We start from the raw sequence: 25,891 nt of genomic DNA, 5'->3' as shown, positions 1-25,891 counted from the left end.
TATTGGTGATGCCCTAAATGGTTGATTACAAAACAACGTTGAATTTGCCAGAGACCGATTTTCCGATGCGCGGCAACCTTGCCAATCGGGAACCGGAAATGTTGAAAAATTGGGACGAGAAGGCGCTGTACAAAGCGATCCGTGCCAGCCGTCAAGGTGCCAAGCCGTTTGTGCTGCACGATGGTCCTCCGTACGCCAATGGTGATATCCACATTGGTCACTCGGTCAACAAGATTCTGAAAGACATCATCATTAAGTCTAAGACCTTGGCTGGTTTCGATGCCCCGTACATCCCGGGCTGGGACTGTCACGGTCTGCCAATCGAATTGAAAGTGGAAGGCAAAGTTGGCAAGCCGGGTCATAAGGTGACTGCCGCGGAATTCCGTCAACACTGCCGTGAATACGCCGCGACTCAGGTGGAAGGCCAAAAGGCTGACTTCATCCGTTTGGGCGTACTGGGTGAGTGGGACAAGCCATACCTGACCATGGCGTTTGACACCGAAGCCAACATCATCCGCTCTTTGGCGAAGATCATCGACAACGGTCACCTGCACAAAGGCGCTAAGCCGGTGCATTGGTGTACCGACTGTGGTTCAGCGTTGGCGGAAGCGGAAGTGGAGTACGAAGACAAAACTTCCCCAGCCATTGATGTGAAGTTCACTGCGGTTGATAGCGACGCGGTGGCGGCTAAGTTTGCCTTTGATGGCGAGCAAGGCCACGGCACAATCAACGCGGTGATCTGGACCACCACCCCATGGACTCTGCCGGCTAACCGCGCCATTGCGATGCACGCTGAAGTGCAGTACGCGCTGGTGCAAGTCGGTGACCAGCGTCTGATCCTAGCCGCGGATCTGGTTAAGTCAGTGATGGAGCGCGCTGGCATCGAGCAATTCGAAGTTCTGGGGCACTGTGTTGGTGCCGAGCTGGAGCTGATGCAGTTCAACCACCCATTCTATGCGTTCTCGGTGCCAGTAATTCTGGGCGAGCACGTGACTACCGATTCTGGTACCGGTGCAGTACATACCGCGCCTGGTCACGGTCAAGACGACTTCGTGGTGGGCCAAAAATACGGTTTGGAAGTGGCTAACCCAGTGGGTAACAACGGCGTTTACCTGCCAGATACCGAACTGTTTGCCGGCCAGCATGTATTCAAAGCCAACGACAGCGTGATTGCGGTACTGGAAGAGCGTGGCGCACTGCTGCACCACGAAAAATTCCGTCACAGCTACCCACATTGCTGGCGCCACAAAACCCCAATCATCTTCCGTGCTACCCCGCAGTGGTTTATCAGCATGGATCAAGCCGGTCTGCGTCAACGTTCTCGTGAAGAGATCGAAAAAGTGCAGTGGCTGCCAGATTGGGGCCAAGCGCGTATCGATACCATGGTGGCGAACCGTCCTGACTGGTGTATCTCTCGTCAACGTACTTGGGGTGTGCCAATCGCGCTGTTCACCCACAAAGAGACCCAAGCTCTGCACCCTCGCTCTGCCGAGCTGATGGAGCAAGTGGCTCAGCTGGTTGAACAGCAAGGCATCCAAGCGTGGTGGGATCTGGACTCCGCAGAGCTGCTGGGTGACGAGGCCGCCGATTACGACAAAGTAACCGATACCCTGGACGTATGGTTCGATTCTGGCGTGACTCACCATTCGGTGGTTGATGCTCGTGAAGAGTTCCACGGCCACAGCGCCGATCTGTACCTGGAAGGCTCGGATCAACACCGCGGCTGGTTTATGTCGTCGCTGATCTCCTCTGTGGCGATGAAAGACCAAGCCCCATACCGTCAGGTGTTGACCCACGGCTTCACCGTTGATGGCAACGGTCGCAAGATGTCTAAGTCGCTGGGTAACGTAATGAGCCCGCAGCAGGTAGTGAACAAGCTGGGTGCTGACATTCTGCGTCTGTGGGTGGCTTCTACCGATTACACCGGTGAGATGACTGTATCGGATCAGATCCTGAACCGTGCCGCTGACGCTTACCGCCGTATCCGTAACACCTCACGCTTCCTGCTGGCCAACATGAACGGCTTTAACCCTGCCACTGACATGGTTGAGCTGGATAACATGGTGGCACTGGATCGCTGGATCGTTGGTCGTGCCCACGCACTGCAGCAAGAGATTGTGGCAGCGTACGATCAGTACAACTTCCTGCAAGTAACCCAAAAACTGATGCACTTCTGCTCGGTGGAACTGGGCAGCTTCTACCTGGATATCATCAAAGATCGTCAGTACACCGCTAAGGCCGATGGTCTGGCGCGTCGTTCTTGTCAGAGCGCGCTGTTCCTGATCTCTGAAGCAATGGTGCGCTGGATGGCGCCAATCATGAGCTTCACCGCTGATGAAATTTGGCAGCAACTGCCAGGCGAGCGCGACCCGTTTGTATTCACCCAGTACTGGTTCGACGGTCTGGCGCCAATGAACGACGACGCGCAACTGTCTGACGGTCAGTGGCAGCAACTGGTTGACGTACTGGCTGCACTGAACAAGTCACTGGAAGCGGCTAAGGCTGACGGCATTAAGAACCGTCTGGCGGCGGACGTGACTCTGTACGCTGATGGCGAGCTGCAAGCGCTGCTTGAGCAACTGGGCGAAGAGCTGCGTTTTGCGCTGATCACCTCCAACGTTACCGTTAAGCCACTGAGCGAAGCGGGCGATGTTAAAGCCACCGACATCGATGGTCTGATGATTGGTCTGACTCCGACTGCAGCGGCCAAGTGTGAGCGCTGCTGGCACCACCGTGAAGACGTTGGTAGCCACGCCGGTCATGAAACCATCTGTGGTCGCTGCGTAAGCAACGTCGACGGTGATGGGGAAGCGCGCGTTTATGCTTAAAGGATTATGGGCAAAGCGCCCAGCACAATGGACGTGCAGCGGTTTGGCTTGGTTGTGGTTGGCGGCGATTTCGCTGCTGGCCGACCAAGCCAGCAAATTGTGGGTTGCCGCCAGCTTTGAGTATGGCGTGCGCCTGCCGCTGATCCCGTCCCTCAACCTGACTTACGTGCACAACCCGGGCGCCGCCTTTAGCTTTCTGGCGGACGCCGGTGGTTGGCAGCGTTGGGGCTTTGCGGTGTTCGCGCTGGCGGTGACCGCGGCGTTGTTGGTGATGCTGCGCACTGAGCCGAAAAATAATCGGCTGATCAACATCAGCTACGCGCTGATCATCAGTGGTGCTATTGGCAATATGATCGACCGCTTGGCCTACGGCTATGTGATCGACTTTATCGATTTTTACGTCGGTAACTGGCACTGGCCAGCGTTTAACATTGCCGACAGCGCCATCTGTATCGGTGCGGCGTTGATGATTATTGATTCCTTTAAGCAGCCAAAGCCATCTGAGGAGGCATAAATGACTGAGTTAGTAGTAGGCCCTGGCGCCCAAGTGTTTATGCACTTCAATGTTGAGTTACCGGACGGCAGCGTTGCTGACAGCACCCGTGCCCACGGCAAACCGGCGCGGTTGACTCTCGGTGATGGCAGCTTAAGTGCGGGCATGGAAAAGGAACTGTTAGGGCTTGCGAAAGGCGATAAAAAGCGTTTCTCGCTGCCGCCAGAGCAGGCCTTTGGTCAGTCCAATCCGGACAACATTCAATATCTGGATCGCACTCAATTTGCTGCCGATGCGGATCTGAGCAACGGCACCATCATGGCGTTCACGGCGCCAGACGGTAACCAATACCCAGGGGTTATCCGCGCGGTCGAAGGCGACTCGGTCACCGTTGATTTCAACCATCCGTTGGCGGGTCAAACCGTGGTATTTGATGTGGAGATTTTGGACATCATCGCCAAGGAGGCGCAATGAAAGTCCTAATGGCCAATCCTCGCGGTTTTTGCGCCGGTGTAGATCGGGCGATCACCATCGTTGAACGAGCGCTGGAACTGTTTGAACCGCCAATCTATGTCCGTCACGAAGTGGTGCATAACCGCTATGTGGTAGACGGTTTGCGGCAACGCGGCGCAGTGTTCGTTGACGAACTGTGCGAAGTGCCGGACAACAGCATCGTGATTTTTTCCGCCCACGGGGTATCGCAAGCGGTACGCCAAGAGGCCAAGAATCGCGGCTTGAAGGTGTTTGATGCAACCTGTCCGTTGGTGACCAAAGTGCACATGCAGGTGACCCGCGCCAGTCGTAAAGGTATCGAGTGTGTACTTATTGGTCACGCTGGTCACCCTGAAGTGGTTGGCACCATGGGCCAGTACGATAACGCCGAGGGTGGCATCTACCTGATTGAGTCGCCAGACGATGTGGCGACCATGCAGGTCAAAGATGAAACCAACCTGACCTTCGTTACCCAAACCACCTTGTCGATGGACGATACCGCGGCGGTGATTGAGGCGCTGAAAGTGCGCTTTCCAGCGGTCGAAGGGCCACGCAAAGACGACATCTGCTACGCCACCCAAAATCGCCAAGACGCGGTGCGGGAGTTGGCGGCGATCAGTGAATTGGTGTTGGTGGTGGGATCTAAGAACTCGTCCAACTCTAATCGCTTGCGCGATGTGGCGATCAAATCCGGCAGCCAAGCGTATCTGATCGACGGTGCTGATGACCTTGATGCCGCTTGGTTTGACGGTATTGAACGGGTCGGTGTTACCGCTGGCGCATCGGCGCCAGAGGTGCTGGTGCAAGGCGTGGTCGAGGCGCTTAAGAGTTACGGCGCGGTTGATGTGGCCGAAGCCAATGGCCGCCCAGAGGATGTGGTATTCCACGTACCGGCAGAGCTGCGCTAAGTCGTTTTCGCTTCATAAATCCCCTTATGGTTCGCCCTAAGGGGATTTTTTATATCGCTAATTCAGTGGTTTGTAGAGTTCTTCCGAAAAGCCTGTGGAAGCTGGTCTAGGCTTGCTATTGCCAAATGGAGTTGGCGTAGTAAGAGGTAATCTGGCTTATGCACCAAGGATGGCTGCACAAATCAGTGACGCGACAAGTAGGCGGTTTGCGCTGCCACCAGCGTGGGGTCACCTTGATCGAGGTGATGGTCGCGGCGGTGGTTGCCAGCATCGGTTTGCTGGGCGTTTTTCAACTGCATACTCAGGCGAAGCGCAGCAGTTTTGATGTCGCCAGTTACGCCAAGGCGACGGTGATGGCTGCGGATCTGCTTGATCGGCTGCGTCTGAATCCAACCCAAATCGATGATTACGTTGGCAGTGCTTATGGCGCTGGCAGCATAGTTGCGCCTACGGTCTCTTGTCAGCAAGTGGCGGGGATCACCAATCAGTGCAGTGCGGCACAATTGGCGTTGTGGGATCGCTATCAATGGGATCAGCAGTTGCTGGGCGCCGCAGTACAGCGTGCTAGCACCAATATTGGCGCCCCGCCATCAGTTACCGGCTGTGTTTTTGTAAACGGTATCAATGTTGAAGTGGTGATCTCATGGCGCGGCATGCATCAATCTAGCGATGGCGCTGCCGCTAACAGCAGTGATGCCCAAAGCTGCGGTACGGCCAACGCTTATCGGCGCCAAGTAGTACTGGCTAGCGTGGTGATGGATCGCTTATGAGTCGCATGCACCTCTGCCGCCGACAATGCGGCTTAACCCTAGTTGAATTGCTACTGGCACTGCTTATCGGCTTGTTTGTGGTGGGCGGCAGCTACAGCATCTTCTCCATGTCTGCCAGTAGCGTGCAGTCAACCGGTCAGTACACGCAACTGCAAGACAGCAGTCGAATGGCACTGCGAATGCTGCAAGAGGATCTGTCGCAAGCGGGCTTTTTTGCTGATATGACCGGCATCGATCTGGTTAATGGCAGTAACTTATTAGCGATACCGGCGGTGACAGGTACCGATTGTAATGGCGTTGGCACTAACAATCGCAGTTTTCCCAGTGGGGTTGGTCATTTTCGAACCTTGTGGGCGTTTACCGCTGGTGGCAGCACTGGCATCAGCTGTTTAACCGCTATCTCGGCGGGGTCGGATGTGTTGCAAATCAAACGGTTGCTCGGGCCAGAACAGGCCCCCGGCAGCGAACAAGCTGATCGCTACTACTTCATCAATAACTTAAGCCAAGGCCGCTTCTATAACGGCGGCAGTGGCACTCCAACGTTAGCGGGTGGTCGCGTTTGGCAGTACCAACATCGGGTCTATTACGTGGCGGACGACAACGGCGTGCCGACGCTGTACCGACGCAGCTTAAGCAGCACCGATCTGATGGGTAGCGCCGAAGCTTTGGTTGCTGGGGTCGAGGAGATCCGCTACCAATTTGGCATCGACGCTGATGGTGATTCAGTGGTGGATAGCTATCTAACGGCGGCGCAAGTCAGCAACGATATTTGGGATCAGGTTGGTGATAACCGCATCGTCGCGGTGCGAATTAATCTGTTGCTGCGCAGCAACGACAGCGATAACAGCATGCCAACCAGTGGCAGCACCAGTTATCAGATGGCTGGCAGTACCCGGATGATAGTGGCCGATCAACATCGGCGCAGTTTGTTAAGCGCCACGGTGATGCTGCGTAACCCGATATTGACGTCAAGGAAGGGATGATGGGCGAGCAACAGCAGCGCTTGGCTAGGCAACAGGGGATCGCGCTGGTGGTCAGCATCTTGCTGTTGTTGATCTTAACTACGGTGGCCGTTGGGGTGGCGCAAAACAGCCGCAGCAGCAGTCAGATGGCGGTCGCGGGCATGGCGCGTGAACAGGCGCTGCAGTTGGCCAATGGCGGTCAGGAACGATTTATTGATGATCAGCGTTTGGCGCGAGGTAGCAGTTTGCTGATCAGCACCACTGGGGTTGCCTCTGCTGCAAGTCCACTGGCGGGGGTGACCAACCAAGTAGAGTTCATTGTTGAAAGCAGTTGTCGTCGTGCCCGCGCTGCGACAGCCAGTGGGGTGATCAATTGCCGGCAGAGCGATGTCGAATCTCGGATCAATTTTGGGCGCAATAATCGTGGCAGTTTGGCGGTAACGTCGGGGGTTGAACAGCCGGTGCTGATCTCAGGGGGAGGTTAGGGATGAATGGGCAATGGCGCTATCGCCAAGCGATACGATGGCAGCAACTGCAAGCGTTGCTGCTGGGAGGAGCACTGGCATTTGCTGCCAGCGCTGATGATACCGAACTTTATGTTGCTGGCGGCTCGGTGCTGAACACCTCGCGGCCGCAAGTGATGATCATCTTTGATAATTCCGGTTCGATGCGTACCGAAGAATCACTGGCACCACCGCCGTTTGATCCCAGCTTTGACTACACCGGTGATGGTGGCGACCGCATCTACTACGTTAAAGGCGCGGTCAATTCCAGTAACTATCCTGATCCCGCGGACAGTGACGAGCGGCGTTATATTGAGCCCGAGCAAAATGGTTGTGGTGATTCGCAACAGCCACACCCGGATAACAGCAGCTACAGTCTGCTGCAATATGGTGGCCTATATACCAACAACATTCGCGCCTTTCGTTACAATAAAAACTACAACAACGGGGTGTTTTGGCGACGGTTGCCTAATTCGATCAGCAATGACATTCGCAGCCAGTATGTGATTGATTGTAAGGCCGATCTGGACAGCGCCAATGCGGTCAACGCGCCCAATCATCCCAATTCGTCACTGCGAGGTAGTGGTTTCAGCATTGATCAAAGTCGCACCGAGCCTTATGACGGTACCGCCGTTGGCGCGTCATTGGCGGATCGCCAAGCAGCGGCGGACGTTGCCATTGCCGACACCCGCTTTGGCAGCAATGACACTGTCACCTTGTTTACTGAGAACTACCTGAGCTATTTCCACAATAACAGTACCACCAGCAAACCACGGTTAGAGATTGCCCAAGATACCATCACCAATTTGGTGACTAGCACTGCCGGGGTCGACTTCGGGTTAACGGTGTTTAACTTTCAAGATGCGGGGCGGATCGTATACGGCATTCGCGAGATGACCGACGCCAACCGCAACAGTTTGGTCAGCACCGTAAATTCGCTGTCGGCCGAAACTTGGACACCACTGTGTGAGACTTTATTTGAAGCGTACCGTTATTACGCCGGTAAGGCGGTACATCAGGGCACATTGGAGCCCGGTCGCGTGCCCAGTTATGACAGCAGTGTCATCAGCAACGGCAACTATCTGACGCCAATGTTGGCTTGCCAACCACAGGCTTACATTGTGTTGATTACTGACGGTGAGCCAACCCGCGACAACAGCTACGATAATTTGATCAAATCAGAACTGGGGCTCACCGACGCCGACAAGGTTGATGGCAACTTGCTGGCAGGGGTGGCCGATAGGCTCTACAACACTGATCTTAATGACACTCTACAGGGACAGCAGCGCGTAGTGACCTACACCATTGGCTTTTCTGACGGTGCCAGCAATGCCGCCAACCTGTTGCAGCAAACGGCGCTGCGCGGCGGCGGTGAATATTATGCGGCGGCCGATGCGCAGGCTCTGCAAGGGGCATTGCAGCAGATTTTTAATCAGATTTTGGCGGTCAATGCCTCGTTCACCTCACCATCAATTGCTGCCAACAGTTTTGATCGCACCCGCACCTTGGATGCGGTCTATTACGCGATGTTTTTACCCAGTGACCGGCCACGTTGGCTTGGTAATCTGAAGAAGCTGAAGATCAACAGTAACGGCGAAGTGGTCGACAGCAGCGGCGACAAAGCGATCGACATCGCCGGCAACATCAGTGACAACGCCTGCACCGTTTGGACTGCCAGCGAGGTTTGCAATTTGGCATCCTCTGGCGGTGATGGTAATGAGGTCGCGCTGGGCGGGGTGCTGGGGGCGTTACAAGGGCAAAGCAGTCGCCGCTTCTTGACCTCGCCGCTAACCGGCAGCGGTGACTTGGTCACGCTTAGCCGCAGTAATTTAGCTAACGCGCTGGGGGGCGAGTCGGCGTTGATGGCGGCGCTGGGGATCTCTGATAGCAATTTACTGGATGATTACCTCAGTTGGCTGCAAGGGATTGATGTCGACGATCAAGATGAAGATCTTAGCCGCACCGATAAGCGTGATGATCTGTTTGGCGATCCGCTCCACTCCAAGCCGTTGGCGATCAATTATGGCGGTGATGATGGCGTGCGCTTGCTGGTCGGCACCAATAGTGGCTTTATGCATATGTTCGAAGATCAGGGGGATAGCGTAGTTGAACGCTGGAATTGGTATCTGCCTGAACTCGCGGACTCGCTAACCGAACTGCGGCAAAACCAGCAGACCGGTGGTCACACCGTCTACGGTGTCGATGGCGCGCCAGTAGCCCACATTGATGACCAAAATGGCGACGGTGAGATCAACAACAGCGATAAGGTGTGGCTGTTTTTCGGTTTGCGTCGTGGCGGTCGTAGTTACTACGGTTTGGATATCAGCGATCCCGATGCACCGTCGTTGATGTGGCATCGCAGTGCCGCCGACAGCGATTTGACGGAATTAGGTCAAAGCTGGTCGGAGCCGCTACTGACCACCATTCCTGGCAATGACGGCAAGCCGGTGTTGGTGCTGGGTGGTGGCTATGACCTAAACAAAGACCAGTTGACGGTCGGCAGTGCCGACAGCATGGGACGGGCGGTGTTTATTTTAGATGCCGAAACTGGCGACATGGTGCACCGCTTTGGTTACGGTTTAAGCCAAACCAATAGCACCACCGAATTGGCCGCGACCGACTCGATCCCAGCCAAAGTGGCCGGCCTTGATAGTGATGGCGATGGCGTTACCGACCGTCTGTATGCCACCGATACCGGTGGCAACGTTTGGCGGATCGATATGCCAAGCAGCGATCGTGACGATTGGAGCGTATTTAAGTTTGCCGAGCTTGGTGGCACTGATACCGCCAGCGATCGGCGTTTTCATGCCGAAGCCAGTGTTGCCCAAACCAGCTTTGATCTGCGTCAGCAGGTGTTGCTGGACAACCCCGATGGCAGTCAGCAAACGGTGATCACCAACACTGAAATACCGTTCGATGCGGTGGTGATTGGCAGCGGCAACCGCGCCCATCCCAATGCCGCTGGCACCGACAATCATCTGTATATGTTGCAGGATCGGTACGTGTTAACTCAGACCTTTGGCACTGATGACAATCCGGCCCCCGATCCCATTACTATCGCCAATCTGTACGACATTGGCAGTGATCCCTTTGCCAACGCCAGCACTGCTGATGAGCAACTGGCGGCGGAATTGGCGCTGGGGGCTAAACTTGGTTGGTTTTATCCGCTGGCGGCGACAGAGAAATCATTAGCGGCGCCGGTGGTGATCGCCGGTTCCGCTTACTTCACCAGTTTTATCCCCGGCGATACCAGCGGCGGTGGCAGCAGCTGCGTATCCGCTGGGGATGGCAAACTGTATCAATTTACCCTGCAACAGGGGATCTCCACCCGAGTTGTCAGCTTAGGGGCACGACTGCCGGATACGCCGCAGATCATTGTACCGCCGCCACCGTCACCAACGCCGCAGGATTGGGACCCTAAGCTGTACTTAATCGGCGTTGGCGCTGGTGAGAGTCGCACCGGCACCATCGCTACCGATCAGCTGATGACGCCATCACGTATCTACTACCATGCTGGACAGGATTAACTCCAATTAGCATTGGTTCGGGGTATCGTTATAGCGCACGCCGCCTGTGGTGCTGATGGTCAGTTGCTGGCGATGGTTGCTGTCGACAGAGCGCGGGCAATAGCGAATGTTACCGGCATCGCTGGTAAAACCGTCGGTGGTGAAGCGAAACATCTTTTCGGTTGAACTAATAAAGTCGCCGGTGGCGATCTTGCCTCGTTCAAAAATCAGTTCATCATCACTGGAAAACTCCCCAAACGGTGAGGTGTCGATAAATACTCGATAGCCGCTGTGCCAATCGTTGTGGCAGCGGTTATTGCTGTCCAACGGACACACCGTCACGCTGTTTACATAAGTGATGGCTAATTCTCTGGCTCCGCGCAGATCCTGATACAGATCATCAATCTGCGACTTAGCTCTGGCGCGCGCTTGCAACTCCACCAGATTAGGGGCGCCCCAGCCTAATAACAGCGCTAATACCGCCAGGCTAATCAATAGTTCAACCAAGGTGATGCCGGTCTCTGCTTGCGGTTTCATTGCCAATCATCTCCTTTCACGCCGTTGATGTGTTAAAGCTAACGTCGTTTTCGCCGACGGTTGCTCTTTTGGTTTGCTCAATCATCGACGTTGAATTCGCATTAATTGAGCAACTATTGACCTAGGGCAGGGTCAACCTCCCTGCGCTGCTGTTATGGTCATCGTTGTGTTGCTTGGCGGAAGATGGAACTTCAGCTGGGTAACGTGTTTGTCCTGTGGTTTTCGCTAAGGGAAAGAGCGTTATAGTGAGAAACAGCAATCAAACCACGCTATCAGCGCGTGGCTTTACGCTATTGGAATTGATGATCACCATTGCTATCGCCCTGATAGTGCTGTCGATCAGCGTGCCATCCTTCATCAATCTACTCGACAGTAATCGACTGGCGGCAACTCGAGATACCTTAGTGAGTTCATTGCAACGTGCCCAGCAACAAGCGATGAGCCAGAGTGTGTCGGCGTACCTATGTCCATCGGATTCCGGCAACAGCTGTGCCAGTCAGTGGGACGGAGTGACCGGTTGGATGGTGTTTGTCGACCGTAATCGCGATGGCAGTTACACCGCCGCAACCGATGTGATTGTGTTGGTTGAACGCGATATGCCGGCGCAGGCGATAGAGGCTGACTCGGCGCTGATTCGATTTCTGCCCAGCGGTCATACCACCGAGCAGACGTTCTCGGTCTGTGGTCAGCACAGTGGGGTTGAGGACCTGCGTTTTCAGCTAAGTCGCAGTGGGAGGGTGAGCCATGTCGTGCCAGCCAATAACCACTGTGGTTAATCAACGTGGTTTCAGTTTATTAGAGCTACTAATAGCGGTTCTGGTGGTGGCGATTGGACTGCTCGGGTTCGCTCGAATGCAGGTGACGTCGTTACAAAATGCTCGTGAAGTGCGCTTTAACCAGTATGCCTACAGTGCCGTGTTGGAATTGGGGGAGCTGATCCGCGCGGAACCCGCTGCCGCAATTCGTAATGAATTTAACTTCAGCAACTTAGCTGACGGTGTTGCCCCCACTTCGATAGATTGCAGCGCCAGTGCCATCTCTTGTACTCGAGCGGAGTTTGCTACCTACGAGTTAGCGCAGTGGTACCGCAACGCCGCGACCATGGTGCCACAGTTGCGCTTTGCGGTATCACAGCCGCGAGACAACCTGTTTAGATTGCTGCTTACTTGGGATCCCACCTTAACTGGCAGCGGGGTCGCCGATTGCAGTGCCAGTGCCGATGGCCAGACGCATCAGTGTGTGGAGGTAGAGTTGTGGATCCGCGGATAAAGAGGTTAAAGCAGGCCGGGTTAACCCTTGTCGAGTTGATGATTGCGCTGTCATTGAGCTTGCTGATGATGGCGTTAGTGTTTACCTCGGTATTAGCCGATGGCGCTGCTTATGAAGCCACTCGCAGCAGCAATCAACTGGTTCACCAAAGTCGGATGAATTTGCACCTGTTGCGGTTGTATCTGCAGCAAGCAGGCTATCGCGAGTTTGAGCAGATTTTAAATAACGTTATCCCAGAGCCTGTGACCGCTGTGCAACAGATTGGCGGCTTTGCGTGGACGTGGGACCACGGTCAAGTACTTCAGGGGCTGAATAATCAAAGTGCCAGTCATACCCAGGCAAGTAGCGATGTGATTGCCATTCGCTATTACGGTTCGGATGTCGATAACGGCGAGGTCTATCGCTGCGATGGTGAACGACTGCTATCGGGCGAGCTTAATACGCTGGTGGTGTATGTCACCAATGGCAATCAACTGATGTGCGCCGACAGCTTTGCAACCGCAGGCGTCGTGCTGGAGGTTGGGGTGGAACAACTGCAGGTTGAATATGCGCCAAATCTTGACGGCCAATATCGCTATCTCAATGCGGCAGAGGTCGGTTCTGGCGTTGATAACTGGTCGCAGATTGGCCACCTGCGACTGGTGCTGCTGCAGTCGCAAGATATGGCACGAGCGCCAGCGGCGGTGTCGCAGAGTTATCAACTGTTGGATACCAGCGTTACCGTAGCCGGTGAAACCTCCGGCAAAGCGAGGCAGGTGGTGCGAGACAACATTAGTCTGCCTAATAATCGAGGTGTTTGATGAATCCATTTGCGAAGCCGTCGTTGTCGCAGCAGCATGGAGTGGCGCTCCTTAGTGCCCTAGTGGTGCTGTTGATGGTCTCGGTACTGGGCGTGGCTGTTGGCAAGCAGGTGCTCGATAGCCGCCGTAATGCCACCGTACATTACGACCTCAATAACAGTTATCTGCGGGCGCAATCGGCACTGTCAGAGGCGCGGGCAGTGATTAATGAAAATCACCCCTCTATCAATGACAAGCTCAATCCTGATTCGGCTACGCCAATCGTCACCAAAGCCACTGAACTGGGCGGGGATGATTGGTGGAAAACGCCGTCGCGATGGGCAACCGCCGTGACCGTGACCGACCACCAAAATGCGACGCTGGCGGGGGCGCCAAAATATATGTTGGTCGATGGCGGCAAAGAGCCTTCACTGGATATGGGGCGTCATCTGCCGACTCGGCGGTTTATTAAAGTGGTAAGCCAAGCCGATGGTGACGGCGAGGCACAATCGATGATTCAAGCTTACGTGGCGGTAATGGAGTAAGCCAATGGCGAACAGTAAAGGATTTACCTTGATAGAGGTGATGATCGCTACCGCCATCATCGGCATTTTGGCGGCGATAGCCTATCCAAGCTATGTCGATTATGTGCAAGACAGCCGCCGTCAGGTGGCCAAACAAACGCTGATCGAGGGGGCGCAGCGACTGGAGCGCTATTACGCCCAGAATCTTAATTATGCCGGTGCGGTTAGCGGCGGCAGTTTGACTATTTTCAGCCCCAGCGCGGATTTTAGCGGCTTTTACGATCTCACTGCGGTGGCCGCAGCGGCCACCTTCACCCTAACGGCGACCCCGAAAGGGGCTCAAGCCACGGATCTGTGTGGCACCTTAACGCTGGCTCACACTAATCAAACGACGCCCACTCAAACTGGATGCTGGTGATAGGTAAGGATGACCTATGGCAACAACGATAACAGGTAAATTCACGGTACTGCTGCTGACCGGAGCGCTGGCGCCACTGGCCTCGGCGAACAACGTCGATTTGGCCGACACGCCACTAAATATGGGGATGGATGTTGCGCCGCTGGTGATGCTGGTGATGGGGCGAGACCATACGCTGTTCTATGAAGCTTACAATGATGCCTCTGATTTGGACGGCGATGGCGTGGTGGATTACGTCTATAAGCCTAGCGAAATTGATTACGATGGCTATTTCGATTCACACCGTTGTTATACCTACGCCAATGAACAGTTTTCGCCAGCGCAGACCGCCATCGATAAAAAATGCAGCGGCCAGTGGAGTGGCGATTTTCTTAACTATCTGACCATGTCGCGGGTCGATCTGCTGCGCAAAGTACTGTACGGCGGTCGGCGTTCGACCGATACCAGCAGTGCTACCGTACTCGAGCGAGCTTACATTCCTATCGATGCCCACAGTTGGGCGAAGGCGTACATATCTGAAGCGGTCAGCGGCTATGACATTGCTGAATATGCCCCCTTTAGCCAGCCAAGCGCCAACCATCAACATTTCTTTGGTACCGCCAGCTTTAGCATTAATGGCAAACCAGAATTGGTGGTGTTGCAAAACCAAGGCAGCAAAAGCAGTGAAGCCAATAAGCGCTGTGATGTGTGGAACTGGGCCAGCACCGAACGCCCAGTGTTGCGGATCCCTCCCATTGGTAACTGTGCCAATGATGCTACTGAGCACCGTTTTACGGTGCGGGTTCAGGTCTGCCAGCCGGGCAAGTTAGAGGCCAACTGCAAAAGTTACCCCAATGGCAATTACAAACCGATTGGCTTGTTGCATGAATTTGGTGAAAACAATGCGATGGAGTTTGGTCTGCTAAGTGGCAGCTATATGGCCAACAAATCCGGCGGCGTGTTGCGCCACAACATCAAAAATTTTGATGAGGTGAATGCCGACGATGGCACCTTTAAAACTGGCGGTGGCTTAGTCGCCACCATCAACGATTTTAAGATCCGTGGTTTTCAATCCAACGGCACCTATAAAAATCAATTAGGTGGTGGTTCTTGGGTAACTACGAGAGCAATGAAAGACGGTGAATTTATCGACTGGGGTAACCCGGTTGGTGAGATGCTGTACGAGAGCGTGCGCTATTTTAATGATCTGGGTAAACCAACCAGTAACTTTATACCTCAAAAAGCCGACAGCCTCGCTATTGCCAACTGGGGCAAACCGTACAGCGATCTGATCGGCAGCGAACCGCGGCTATATTGCGCGCGGCCAAACAATCTGGTGATCAGCGATATCTATCCTTCCTTTGACGCCGATCAGTTACCAGGAGCACTGATTGGCAGCGGGCTCACTGGCGATCTGCCGAACTTTAGTGCCAAAGACTTACTTGCCAAAATTTCGGCGCAAGAGGGCATTGATGGGGATTTCTTTATTGGTCACTCCGGTGTGCACACCGGCTTGGGGCAGGGGGCGCCAACCGCCAAACGAGTTAACAACTTAAACAATATTTATGGATTGGCGCCTAACGAGCCGACCAAAGAGGGCTCCTATTCGTCGGCGGCTGCGGCTTATTACGGGCGGATCACCGATCTGTTTCCGAACGAGGATGGTCATCAAGGGATCGCCACCACCGTCGTGGGCATCTCGTCGCCGCTGCCAGAGATTATTATCCCAATCGATGACAAAACCATTCGATTGGTGCCGTTTGCCAAATCAACCAATGGCTACAGCATTGATCGTAACGGTAAGTTTCAGCCGACCAACACCATCGTTGATTTTTATGTGCAAGAGTTAACCAAAACCAAAGGGGTGTTTCGGATTAACTTTGAGGATGTCGAACAGGCGGCCGATCACGACATGGATATGATCGTTACCTATAGCTACGAGGTTAAGGGGGATCTTTGTCCAATCGCTGGCGAGAGTTGCCAACCAGAGGAGCGCCGTACAGGGGTCGAGGTTAAGTTAAGCTCGGACTACGCCGCCGGCAGCATTCACCAGCACGCTGGTTATGTGGTGTCGGGTACGGAGCACGACGGCATCTATTTGGATGTATTGGATCGACCTGATGGCGGCAATAAAGCACCGGTGACTTACTACCTTGATACCATCAGCCCGGATGACCGACCTTATCCCAATAATTTTCGTACCATCGGTAGCGAGCAACAGAAAAAAACCGTACTGACCTATAACCAAACACGGCACTTTTTCCCATCAGCAAGCGGCGTTGCGGCTAAGTTTCTGCCATCACCGCTGCTTTACGCGGCCAAATACGGTGGTGTGGTCGAGAATGAGCAACAGCCAGAGCTGATCACCGATTGGGACAGCGACGGTGATGGCGTGCCCGACAATTACTTCCCGGTCACCAACGCTGGCGAACTGGGTGACAGTCTGCGGCGGGCGTTTGAAAACATCGCCAGCCAAGATTCACCCAGCGCCTCAACGTTTAATAGCCAGTTTTTGACAGCTGGGGCCGTGCGTTTCCAAAGTAGCTACGAAAGTGCCGATTGGTCTGGTGATTTGCGGGCGTTTGCGGCTAACGACAAAGGTGGCTTTGCTAGCAACGCCAAGTGGAGCGCCGCCGAGCAGTTGGACCAGCAAAGCGTCGCAGAACGTAAGGTTTTTTCCGTTAATTCAGACAGTAACAAACGCTTTAGCTTTGTTGCCCCAACTTCCACCACGGCGCTTGATGGTCAAGCTAACGGCTTTAGCTTAAGCCAAGTTAATGCGCTGCTGGATGGTAAGTCCGGCAACAACAACGAGCAGCTAAAGTACCTGCAAGCGGTGGTGAACTATTTGCGTGGCGAGCGTACCCATGAATCATCCGATTCTCACTACTCTATGCGTGCTCGTGGTTCGGTGTTGGGGGATATCGTTAACTCAACCCCCTATGTGGTCAACAGCGTCAATGGCCACCAGGTTAATAAAGAGGTAATTATTGCCGGTGGCAACGATGGCATGGTGCACCTGTTTGATCTAGATAGTGGTAACGAATTGATGGCGTACGTTCCCAGCGAGGTATACCGCCATTTAGGCAGTTACGTAAAACTTGGCTATCAGCATAAGTTCTTTGTTGATGGCAACATTAGCGGTTATAGCGACACGGATGGCACCACTGTGGTTGGCACGCTTGGCCATGGCGCCAAGGGGTTGTATGCCTTAGATGTATCCAACTTAAACACCATCAATGGCAATGTCATTAAGTGGGAGATCACTTCCAAGCAAGCGAATTACAGCCAGATCGGTTACACCCGAGCACAGCCAACCATCGCCAAACTTGCCAACAGTGATGTCGGCGTGATCTTCCCCAACGGCTTTAATGCCGGTGGTGATGGTGCTATCTATATCGCTGATCTTGACGACGGTAAACTCATCAAGAAATTAAGCGTCGGCAAACAAACCGATCCAACCGGCTTAAATCGCCCCAATGCACTGGCAGAGCCAGCAGTGCTTGATTTGAATGGTGACGGTATCGCTGATCGGATCTACGCCGGCGATCTGTTCGGTAACCTATGGGTATTTGATATCAGCCACAGCGATCCCAACAATTGGGGAGTGGCGACGACTTCTGGTAAGCCGCTGTTTACGGCGCAAAGTCCAATGCGCCACCCCAATGGCTCCAGCGGTTTTAGCGCCCAGCCGATCACCTCGCGGCCATCCTTTGCGGTGCACCCCTTCGGCCTTAACCGTGGGGTATTGGTGTCATTTGGCACAGGGTTGTATGTCGGCCATGGCGATGCGGCGGCGACCGATCAGATTACCCAGAGTTTTTATACCATTTGGGACAAACTCAACAACGCCGCAGTTGATGATAAGCGCAGCGGCAATAACGGTTCTGGTCAATACGGGAAATTGCTGCAACAACGTATTGTCGAAGAGGTTGATGGTAAGCGTACGCTCACCAACCATGTTATCAATTGGCATCAACAACAAGGGTTCTATATTGATTTGATAAACACCGACAACAATAATCGCGACAACCTCGGTGAGCGTCAGGTCACCACCAGCCTGTCGTTAACTGATACGGTTAGCTTTACTACCCTGATGCCGAATGCCGATGCATGCAGTTCTGGTGGTGATGGTTGGTTTATGCAACTTAATTTGCATACCGGGGCATTAGAGCAAAGCGATAAGTTTAATCATATTCCGCCGGCACCATCGGTTATCGTCAAACCGCCAGCGGGTGTCGGTGACAGCTACGACCCCAGTAATCCGAATGCGCCTTGTGACAAAGACTGCGATTCCAAGCAACTGATCTACGTCGGTGATAAGGTGTTTGAAGATCAAAATCCACCACTTGGATTGCTCGACTGGCGACGGTTGTTTTAATTCGGGTTAAAAGTTCCAAAATCGGAAGGCATGCTTATCGAGCATGCCTTTTTTGTTGGTCGCAATTGCGCTTGTTGTCGCTATCGTAATTACTTAGTAAACCTTGCTGTTTTATATATTTGGGCCGTTTTTTTTTGATTGTTAGTTGATCGCGCTAATTTGGCTTTTATTGATAAACGTTATCACTTTGGTTGTGGCAGATACTCATTATCGCTCTCGTTATGAGGATTTTAGTGACTGTTATCAATGGCGTTTTTTGATGGTATCTTGAACAAAAGTCGGATCTGTAATGGAGTCACGGATTTGCCTTTGCTGTCGTAACTGCAACAGTGCGGCGGTGGTTCAATATTCGCTAAGGGAACAGCGTCGTTGTGCAAAATGCTATTGAGAGAACCAATCGAAATCACGGATTCACGCTGATTGAATTGATGATCACCGTGGCGATTGCCGCCATTGTGTTGTCGATTACCGTGCCGTCATTAACTGCCTTGGTTGACAGTCATCGAGTTAAAGCCAGCCGCGATCAACTGGTATCGGCGTTGCAACGCGGCCAGCAGGAAGCACTGGCTAATACTCGTTCTACCTATCTATGCCCCACCCGTAATGGCAACAGTTGTGCAGCCAGTTGGAGTGCCGATAACGGTTGGCTGCTGTATGTCGATGACGATCGCAGCAACAGTTTCAGTGCCGCCAATGACCAACTGATTACGGTGCAGCAGCGCATTGCGGCTGAAAAGATCAAGTCGGCTGCAGTTAGCCAGCGTTTTTTCCCCAGCGGTCGTAGTGTCGCCGCTAGCTTTGCGATCTGTTCGGCCAACAGTGATGTCGATGAATATCTGGTCAGCATCGACCTGAATGGGAGGGTGACTTATGCCAAAGCCAGTAGCAGCGATTGCGCCTAAGCAACAAGGTTTTACCTTGATTGAGCTGTTGATTGCGGTGTTGGTGGTGGCGATTGGCTTGCTTGGTTTTGCTCGAATGCAGGTGTCGTCGCTGCAAAACGCCCGAGAGGTGCGTTTTTCTCAGCAAGCCTATAGTGCCGCATTAGATCTAAGCGAGCGGATCCGTGCCGAACCTCGAGCCGCCATCAACAGCGATTTTAACTTTACCAATCTCGCTACCGGCACCATGGCGGCGGTGACCGATTGCCAAGCGGCCGCCACCACTTGCACGCGGGCACAGTTTGCCGAATACGAACTGTTTGAATGGTTCCAAAGCGCCCGCCAAGTTATCCCGCAATTGCGGTTTGCGGTGTTGCAGCCAGAAACCAACTTAATCCGGCTGCAACTTACCTGGGATGCCACCCTAACTGGAACTGGGACCGATTTTGCCGGTTGTGCCGTTGACGGCCAAAGCCATCAATGTGTGGAGATGGAATTATGGATCCGCGAATGATCTTGCGACGTCAGCGGGGGTTAACCCTGATCGAACTGATGATCGCCCTGATGCTCAGTTTGATGATCATGGGCTTGGTGTTTACCTCGGTACTGGCAGATGGTGCCACCTATGAAGCCAGTCGCAGTAGCAATCAACTTATCCATAAAAGTCGGATGAGCCTGCATTCGATGCGCTTGTATTTGCAACAAGCGGGCTATCGTGAATTCGACCAAATCGTTACCGATCAGCAAGTGCCGAATCATCAAAATAACAGTGTCGCTGGCATCAATTTCGATTGGGATGATGGCCAAATAATCCAAGCGATCGACAACACCGCTGCCGCTGGGATACTAGCGGGCAGTGATGTGATCGCCATCCGTTTTTTCGGATCCGATCCAGCCAATGGCGAAGTGTACCGCTGCGATGGCAGCACGCTGGCAGCTGGTGTCATCGATACCATGGTGTTTTATCTGTCCGCTGCCGAGGAACTGTTCTGTGAGGACGGTACTGGCGCCCATCGGTTTGAACAGGGGATTGAGCAGATGCAGCTTGATTTTGCCCCGAACCGCGATGGCATCTATCGCTATCAAACCGCCAATGACGTCGCTGATTGGAGCCAGATCGGCCATCTGCGCCTGGCGCTGCTGGTGAGCCGAGAGATGAGCCGTGCGCCGATTGCCGCCAATCAAACCTACGACGTGTTGGGTACCGCGGTAACCAAAGACAGTGATGGCGAAGGCAAAGTGCGGCAAGTGGTCCGCGATAACATCAATTTGCTTAATAACCGAGGTGTGTAATGAGGCGATTACAACGGCAAGCTCAGCAGCAAGGAATCGCCTTATTAAGTGCGTTAGTGGTGTTGTTAATCGTGTCGATATTGGGGGTGGCCGTCGGTAAACAGGTACTGGACTCGCGCCGTAACACCACCGTTTATCATGATATGACTAACAGTTTTGTGCGGGCGCAATCGGCGCTGTCGGAGGCACAAGCGATCATCAACGACAACCACCCCTCAGTAAACGATAGGTTGGATCCCGCTTCCGCCAACTCGATTGTTAGTGCCACCTTTGCCAGTGCCGATTGGTGGAAGACCGCCGGCAACTGGACGGCGGCGGTGACCTTGCAAGATGGCAGTAATGCTAACTTAGCCGGCGCACCGCAGTATCTGTTGGAAGATGGTGGCCGCGAACCCAGTTTGGACCTTGGTCGCAGCCTGCCTTCGCGCCGGTTTATCAAAGTGACCACCCGCGCCAATGGTGACGGCCAAGCTCAAGCCTTAGTGCAGGCCTATGTGGCGGTGATGGAGTAACCGATGAATAGACAACCCGGCTTTACCCTAATTGAAGTGATGATTGCGGTGGCGATTATCGCGATTTTGGCTTCCATCGCTTATCCCAGTTATAGCGATTATGTCCAGGACAGTCGCCGTCAGGTGGCCAAACAAACGCTGATTGAGGGGGCGCAGCGATTGGAGCGCTACTACGCCCAAAACCTCAATTTCAGTGGTGCAGTCAGCGGCAGTACCTTAACCCTAATTAGCCCCAGCAGCGATTTCAGCGATTACTACACGCTAACGGCAACGGCGGCAGCCAACACCTTTACCTTGTCGGCGGCGCCCAAAGGGGCGCAGGCATCGGATGAGTGTGGCACGTTGACCATCGCCAATACCAATCAAACCACGGGTTCACTGAGCAGTTGCTGGTAATTCGACCCGCCAAATAACAAGGACAAGTTGATGACAGGGAAGATGATTCGACGACTGGTTGCCTTATTCGGGACAGCCGCGCTAGCCCCAACCTCGATGGCGGGTACGGTGCCATTGGCGACTGCACCGCTGAACTCAGGTCAAGATGCGGCGCCACTAGTCATGTTGGTGATGAGCCGTGATCACACCCTCTATTATGAGGCTTATAACGACGCTTCAGATCTGGATGGCGATGGGGTGATTGATTATCGCTACGAGCCAAGCAGCATCGATTATGACGGTTACTTTAACTCCTTCCGCTGTTACATCTACAACAGCAGTGATGAACGTTTTGAGCCGCAAACGGCTGCGCCAGCGAAAACCTGCAGCGGTAGCAATGAATGGAGCGGTGACTTCCTAAACTATCTGACCATGTCGCGCATCGATCTGATGCGCAAGGTGTTGTACGGCGGCACCCGCGATGTTGATGGCAGCAGTGAAACCGTGTTGGAACGTAGCTATATCCCTTTGGATGCCCACAGTTGGGCCAAGCAATATGTATCAGTGGCCGAAAGCGGCTATGACATTGCCGATTACAGCCCGTTCTCGGTACCGGGAAATGGCAAAAAACATTTTTTTGGTAATGCGACCTTTGAACGTAACGGACTTATTTGGAAATCGCCGCAGCCGCAGTTAATCGTTCTTGTAAATCAGCAACCTAAAGATGGTGAAAGCTGTGATGTTTGGAACTGGGCCAGTACTGAAGGGCCTGTGTTGCGGGATAATTTGACCAATGGCTGTGGCAGTTACGAGCAAGACCATCAATACAGTGTGCGGGTGCAAGTGTGTGTGGCTGGCAAGTTAGAGGCAAATTGCAAAGGTTACCCAAGCGGCAATGCCAAACCGATTGGCTTGCTGCATGAATTTGGTGAAAACGGTGGCATGGATTTTGGTCTGATGACTGGCAGCAACCGTGCCAATATCTCTGGCGGGGTGTTGCGTCATCAAGTCAAAGCGTTTGATGAGATTGATCCCAGTGATGGCACCTTTAACAGTAATGTCGATGGCATTATCGCCAGCTTAGATGGTTTTCGAATACGCGGTTTTTCACCCAATCGGGGCAATGGTATCCATATCAACTTCACCGATGAAAATAATCAAGATGCAGGTTGGGTGACTAAGCGACCGATGCGCAGCGGCGAGTTTATCGACTGGGGCAATCCGCTGGGGGAAATTTTGTATGAAAGTGTGCGCTATTTTAACGACAAAGGGGCAGCCACCTCGAACTATATCCCGCCTGCGGATTCCGGAAGTTACAGTGTCAATCTGCCAATTTCAGCTTGGGATAAACCGTTTGATGTCCGTAACTACTGCGCTAAACCAAATAACTTGGTGATCAGTGACATCTATCCCTCATTCGATGCCGATGAACTTCCCGGAGCGGTCAAAGGCAGCGGCATCAGTGGCGATCTTAGTGGTTTTAATGCCAAAACCTTGCTAACCGATATCTCCACCCAAGAGGGCATTAATGGCCAGTTCTTTATTGGCCACTCCGGTGCTCACTCTGGTGATGATGATGGGGCGCCGACGGCTAAAACGGTTAACGACCTGAATAGTATTTATGGTCTGGCGCCGCAAGAGCCAACCAAAGAGGGGTCATACACCTCGGCAGCAGCGGCTTACTATGGTCGAGTGACCGATCGTTTCCCCTCTAAAAGTGGCCATCAAGGGATAGCGACCACCGTCGTTGGGATCTCTTCGCCGCTGCCTGAAATCAACGTGCCAATTGGCGATAACCAAATTCGGTTAGTGCCCTACGCCAAATCGACCTCAGGGTCTGGCATCAGCCCAACTGCTGATTTTCAACCGACCAACACCATCGTTGATTTTTACGTTCAGGAGTTGACCCCAACCAAAGGGGTATTTCGGATTAATTTTGAAGATGTCGAGCAAGGCGCCGATCACGACATGGATATGATCGTCACCTACACCTATGAGGTGAAAGACGATCTTTGTCCTATCTATGGCCAGGCGTGTAGTGCCAGCGAACAAAAGACCGGCTTGCAAGTTACCCTAAGCTCAGATTATGCCGCAGGTAGTATTCATCAACATGCTGGCTATGTTGTTTCGGGCACAGAGTTCGATGGTATTTATTTAGACGTTCTAGATCGCCCTGATGGTGGCAATGGTGATGATGTTCCCTACTATTTAGACACGATTGGACCAGATGATGTCCCATATCCAAATAACTTCAGAAGCGTAGGTAGTCCTGAACAGAAAACCACTACATTAGGCTATCTGCGAACTCGTAACTTTTTCCCAAGTTCCTCTGCCGCCGCCGAATTTTTGCCATCGCCGCTGTATTACGCCGCCAAGTATGGTGGGTTTGTCGAAGACAACGAAGTGGGTAATGGCAACCTAAAACCGGATCTGCAAGAGGAGTGGGACAGCGATGGTGATGGGGTGCCCGACAACTACTTCCCGGTGACCAATGCCGGTGAGTTGGGCGACAGCCTACGGCGCGCCTTTGAAAACATCGCGGCGCAAGCAGCCCCCAGTATTTCAACTTTCAACAGCCAGTTTTTAACTGCCGATGCGGTGCGTTATCAAAGCAGTTATCAAAATGGCGTTTGGTCTGGCGACGTGAAAGCCTATGCCGCCGACGAAAGCGGCCGGTTTTCCAGCAGCCCCAGTTGGAGCGCTGCCACTCAACTGGATGCTCAGGTCGTCAGCAGTCGTAAGATCTACAGTCGCAATGACACCAGTGGCAGCGTATTTGAGTTTACCGCACCGACATCGGCTGCGGCTCTGGCTGGTACCACGGCAGGGTTAAGTTTGGCGCAAGTCAACGCGCTACTTAATGGCGCTTCCGGTGATACCAGCGACAAGCTTAACTATCTGCAAGCGGCGATAAACTACCTGCGTGGCGACCGCAGCAATGAAGCGGCGGGATCGGCCTATTCGATGCGCCAGCGCGGTTCAGTGCTGGGGGATATCGTCCATGCCACCCCTTATGTGGTTAATGGCGTAAATGGTCACATTGTCAGCAAGCCGGTGGTGGTGGCTGGCGCCAATGATGGCATGGTGCATGTGTTTGATCTGGCTACTGGTAATGAACTGGTGGCGTACCTTCCCAGTGCGGTGTACGAACATCTGGGAGAGTATCCCAACTCCGGTTATAGCCATCGTTACTATGTTGACGGTGCCATCACCGGCTTTACCGATGACGATGGCGATACCACCATTGTCGGCAGTCTTGGTCATGGTGCTAAAGGGGTGTATGCGCTAGATCTCTCTGATCTGTCTAGCATCGATGCCAGTGTGGCAAAGTGGGAGATCACCGCCAGCGGTGATTATAGCGACATCGGTTATAGCCGCGCGCAGCCCACCATCGCCAGATTGGCGAATGGTAAAAACGGGGTTATTTTCCCTAACGGCTTTAATGCCGCAGGTGATGGTGCGCTGTACATTGCTGACCTAGATGATGGCAGCTTGATCCGCAAACTCAGCGTTGGCGCTCAAGTCGATCCAACCGGTGGTGCGCGCTCCAATGCATTGGCGGAACCGGCGGTGCTTGATGAAGACGGTGATGGCATCGCTGATCGCATCTACGCTGGTGATCTGTACGGCAATATGTGGGTATTTGATGTGCGTAATGCTGATCCTAACGAATGGGGCATGGCAACCAACGACAACGGTCCGTTGTTTACCGCGCAGAGCCCAACAATGACAGTGGCAGGCTTTGATTTTGAGTCGCAGTCGATCACCTCTAGGCCGTCATTTGCGGTGCATCCAACCGGCCTCGCCAACGGCATTTTGCTGTCGTTTGGTACCGGCCTGTACGTGAGTGGCAGCGATGCCGCAGCGACCGGACAGCCGACCCAGAGCTTCTACGTCATCTGGGATAAGCTTGATGGCAGCAGTATTGATGATGAACGCACGATTGCTGATGGTTACGCCTATTCCGAACTGATGCCGCAGGCCATCATTAGCCAGCAAGGGCGGGCACGGACGTTAACGCAAAGTGCGGTGAACTGGAGCACGCATGCGGGGTTCTATCTGGATCTCATCAACACCCAAGATGGCAATACCGATAACCTTGGCGAACGGCAAGTGACCACCAGTTTGTCGCTGACCGATTCGGTTAGCTTTACCACCATGACGCCGAATCAAGATCCATGTGGCAGCGGTGGCGAGGGCTGGTTTATGCAGCTTAACCTGCGAACGGGACAGCTCGAGCAAAGCTATCAGTTTGATTACATCCCGCCCGCGCCAAGCCTGATTATTCAGCCGCCTGCCGATGCCGGTGTACCGGCCGATCCCAGTAATCCGGACGTACCTTGCGTCGATGACTGTGATGCTAAGCAGTTGATTTTCGTCGGCGATGATCGATTTGAAAATGCCGCTCCACCGCTGGGGCTACTCAACTGGCGCCGCTTGTTCTGAGCTAACTTCGCCAACATTCACAAAGTAACGGACTG

General features: G+C 53.5%; 21 protein-coding genes. 20 read left to right on the top strand and 1 reads right to left on the bottom strand.

All coding sequences use genetic code 11. From position 1 onward, the window contains the following. Positions 1 to 17: 17 nt before the first annotated feature. The 8 genes from ileS to G506_RS0117420 all read left to right on the top strand — a co-directional run bounded on the left by ileS (position 18) and on the right by G506_RS0117420 (position 10,483). A complete protein-coding gene (ileS, locus tag G506_RS0117455) occupies positions 18 to 2,828 on the top strand; it encodes an isoleucine--tRNA ligase (protein WP_028117993.1) in 2,811 nt (936 codons plus the stop codon). Further along, complete coding sequence (gene lspA / locus G506_RS0117450) at positions 2,821 to 3,342, top strand: signal peptidase II (protein ID WP_051202241.1); 522 nt, start codon at positions 2,821 to 2,823, stop codon at positions 3,340 to 3,342. Before ileS ends, lspA begins: the two co-directional genes overlap by 8 nt. Beyond that, positions 3,343 to 3,795: an FKBP-type peptidyl-prolyl cis-trans isomerase gene (gene fkpB / locus G506_RS0117445; RefSeq protein ID WP_028117991.1), complete on the top strand. Its 453-nt coding sequence runs from the start codon at positions 3,343 to 3,345 to the stop codon at positions 3,793 to 3,795. Further along, positions 3,792 to 4,721 carry a 4-hydroxy-3-methylbut-2-enyl diphosphate reductase gene (gene ispH / locus G506_RS0117440; protein ID WP_028117990.1) on the top strand — a complete coding sequence of 310 codons (930 nt, stop codon included), beginning with the start codon at positions 3,792 to 3,794 and terminating at the stop codon, positions 4,719 to 4,721. Before fkpB ends, ispH begins: the two co-directional genes overlap by 4 nt. Before the next feature lie 185 nt (positions 4,722 to 4,906). Then, positions 4,907 to 5,491: a type IV pilus modification protein PilV gene (gene pilV / locus G506_RS0117435; protein ID WP_169628126.1), complete on the top strand. Its 585-nt coding sequence runs from the start codon at positions 4,907 to 4,909 to the stop codon at positions 5,489 to 5,491. Further along, positions 5,488 to 6,474: a PilW family protein gene (locus tag G506_RS0117430; RefSeq protein WP_028117988.1), complete on the top strand. Its 987-nt coding sequence runs from the start codon at positions 5,488 to 5,490 to the stop codon at positions 6,472 to 6,474. Before pilV (G506_RS0117435) ends, G506_RS0117430 begins: the two co-directional genes overlap by 4 nt. After that, positions 6,471 to 6,938, top strand: a complete 468-nt coding sequence (locus G506_RS0117425; protein WP_240473452.1) for a PilX N-terminal domain-containing pilus assembly protein — start codon at positions 6,471 to 6,473, stop codon at positions 6,936 to 6,938. The genes G506_RS0117430 and G506_RS0117425 overlap by 4 nt, the downstream gene beginning before the upstream one ends. Before the next feature lie 2 nt (positions 6,939 to 6,940). Next, the gene (locus G506_RS0117420) at positions 6,941 to 10,483 is read left to right on the top strand and encodes a pilus assembly protein (RefSeq protein WP_051202239.1); all 3,543 of its coding nucleotides are present in this window, start codon (positions 6,941 to 6,943) and stop codon (positions 10,481 to 10,483) included. A 6-nt stretch (positions 10,484 to 10,489) separates the two neighbouring features. Here G506_RS0117420 and G506_RS0117415 read toward each other — a convergent pair whose 3' ends face one another. Then, a complete protein-coding gene (locus tag G506_RS0117415; RefSeq protein WP_028117985.1) occupies positions 10,490 to 10,999 on the bottom strand; it encodes a GspH/FimT family pseudopilin in 510 nt (169 codons plus the stop codon). A 245-nt stretch (positions 11,000 to 11,244) separates the two neighbouring features. On the opposite strand from G506_RS0117415, the gene G506_RS20575 reads away from it, so the two are divergent. From G506_RS20575 to G506_RS20110, 12 genes are all read left to right on the top strand, one after another. Then, positions 11,245 to 11,775: a GspH/FimT family pseudopilin gene (locus G506_RS20575; protein WP_051202238.1), complete on the top strand. Its 531-nt coding sequence runs from the start codon at positions 11,245 to 11,247 to the stop codon at positions 11,773 to 11,775. Beyond that, positions 11,744 to 12,268: a type IV pilus modification protein PilV gene (gene pilV, locus G506_RS0117405; RefSeq protein WP_028117984.1), complete on the top strand. Its 525-nt coding sequence runs from the start codon at positions 11,744 to 11,746 to the stop codon at positions 12,266 to 12,268. Before G506_RS20575 ends, pilV (G506_RS0117405) begins: the two co-directional genes overlap by 32 nt. Continuing rightward, positions 12,253 to 13,068: a PilW family protein gene (locus G506_RS0117400; protein ID WP_156904941.1), complete on the top strand. Its 816-nt coding sequence runs from the start codon at positions 12,253 to 12,255 to the stop codon at positions 13,066 to 13,068. The genes pilV (G506_RS0117405) and G506_RS0117400 overlap by 16 nt, the downstream gene beginning before the upstream one ends. Then, positions 13,068 to 13,592 (top strand): hypothetical protein, encoded by a 525-nt coding sequence (locus G506_RS0117395; protein ID WP_028117982.1) that lies wholly within the window; start codon positions 13,068 to 13,070, stop codon positions 13,590 to 13,592. The genes G506_RS0117400 and G506_RS0117395 overlap by 1 nt, the downstream gene beginning before the upstream one ends. 4 nt (positions 13,593 to 13,596) lie before the next feature. Beyond that, positions 13,597 to 13,989 carry a type IV pilin protein gene (locus G506_RS0117390; RefSeq protein WP_028117981.1) on the top strand — a complete coding sequence of 131 codons (393 nt, stop codon included), beginning with the start codon at positions 13,597 to 13,599 and terminating at the stop codon, positions 13,987 to 13,989. 16 nt (positions 13,990 to 14,005) lie between these two features. Continuing rightward, positions 14,006 to 18,349 (top strand): pilus assembly protein, encoded by a 4,344-nt coding sequence (locus G506_RS0117385; protein WP_028117980.1) that lies wholly within the window; start codon positions 14,006 to 14,008, stop codon positions 18,347 to 18,349. Positions 18,350 to 18,720: 371 nt separating this feature from the next. After that, positions 18,721 to 19,251: a GspH/FimT family pseudopilin gene (locus G506_RS0117380; protein WP_156904940.1), complete on the top strand. Its 531-nt coding sequence runs from the start codon at positions 18,721 to 18,723 to the stop codon at positions 19,249 to 19,251. Further along, on the top strand, positions 19,220 to 19,744 hold the full coding sequence (pilV, locus tag G506_RS20570; RefSeq protein ID WP_051202237.1) for a type IV pilus modification protein PilV: 525 nt from the start codon (positions 19,220 to 19,222) through the stop codon (positions 19,742 to 19,744). The genes G506_RS0117380 and pilV (G506_RS20570) overlap by 32 nt, the downstream gene beginning before the upstream one ends. Continuing rightward, entirely contained in the window at positions 19,741 to 20,523 is a 783-nt protein-coding gene (locus G506_RS0117370) for a PilW family protein (protein WP_028117978.1), read from the top strand. The genes pilV (G506_RS20570) and G506_RS0117370 overlap by 4 nt, the downstream gene beginning before the upstream one ends. Then, positions 20,523 to 21,035, top strand: a complete 513-nt coding sequence (locus tag G506_RS0117365; RefSeq protein ID WP_028117977.1) for a pilus assembly PilX family protein — start codon at positions 20,523 to 20,525, stop codon at positions 21,033 to 21,035. The genes G506_RS0117370 and G506_RS0117365 overlap by 1 nt, the downstream gene beginning before the upstream one ends. A gap of 3 nt (positions 21,036 to 21,038) precedes the next feature. Further along, on the top strand, positions 21,039 to 21,431 hold the full coding sequence (locus G506_RS0117360) for a type IV pilin protein (RefSeq protein WP_028117976.1): 393 nt from the start codon (positions 21,039 to 21,041) through the stop codon (positions 21,429 to 21,431). A gap of 30 nt (positions 21,432 to 21,461) precedes the next feature. Next, positions 21,462 to 25,856 carry a pilus assembly protein gene (locus G506_RS20110; RefSeq protein WP_084631560.1) on the top strand — a complete coding sequence of 1,465 codons (4,395 nt, stop codon included), beginning with the start codon at positions 21,462 to 21,464 and terminating at the stop codon, positions 25,854 to 25,856. Positions 25,857 to 25,891: the final 35 nt, after the last annotated feature.

Origin of the sequence: Ferrimonas senticii DSM 18821, from assembly GCF_000422665.1 — a bacterium.
Lineage (GTDB): Bacteria > Pseudomonadota > Gammaproteobacteria > Enterobacterales > Shewanellaceae > Ferrimonas > Ferrimonas senticii.
This window is presented reverse-complemented; position numbering and strand designations above follow the sequence as displayed.